1 pseudogene is annotated in these 858 nt (G+C 23.3%); it reads right to left on the bottom strand.

Going from position 1 to position 858, the window contains the following annotated elements:
- A pseudogene (locus GQX97_RS12710) lies at positions 1-858 on the bottom strand (hypothetical protein); the annotation flags it as partial.

Genomic DNA, 858 nt, shown 5'->3' with positions numbered 1-858 from the left:
ACTTCATCATTATTTGTTTCATTATTTATAATATCAGTGTCAATATTCTCTTTTATTTCTATATTTTCTAAATTGTCATTATTGTTTTCAAAGCTTTCAGAYTCTAAATAATTATTTAAAGCATTATTRATTTCATCATTAACAGTAGTTTCAAAAGTAGTATCATTTTCTTTGTTAATGTTAGCATTATTTTCATTTATATAGCTCTCTTCATCGATGATTTCTACTACACTGTCATCAYTTTKCAAAGAAYTATTTTCAGCATATTCAATATTTTCTATTTCAGCTAAACCCTGCGATACTATATCAGCTATATTATTATTGTCGTATTCTGTATTGTCTAAGTTTTCAACTAAATCATCTARTTTTTCTAACTCATCAATTACTTCATCATTATTTGTTTCATTATTTATAATATCAGTGTCAATATTCTCTTTTATTTCTGTATTTTCTAAATTGTCATTATTGTTTTCAAAGCTTTCAGATTCTAAATAATTATTTAAAGCATTATTGATTTCATCATTAACAGTGGTTTCAAAAGTAGTATCATTTTCTTCAGTAATATTATTATCAATTGCGATATCATTATTTTCTTCAATRYTTTCWGCTATATCRTTATTATCATTGYTGTTAGAGTTTTCAGCTTCTAAATAATTATYTAAAGYATTATTGATTTCATCATTAACAGTGGTTTCAAAAGTAGTATCATTTTCTTCAGTAATATTATCATCAATTGCAATATCATTATTTTCTTCAATGTTTTCTGCTATATCGTTATTATCATTGCTGTTAGAGTTTTCAGCTTCTACATAATTATTTAAAGTATTATTGATTTCATCATTAACAGTGGTTTCAAAA

This window comes from Brachyspira sp. SAP_772, from assembly GCF_009755885.1.
GTDB lineage: Bacteria > Spirochaetota > Brachyspiria > Brachyspirales > Brachyspiraceae > Brachyspira.
This window is presented reverse-complemented; position numbering and strand designations above follow the sequence as displayed.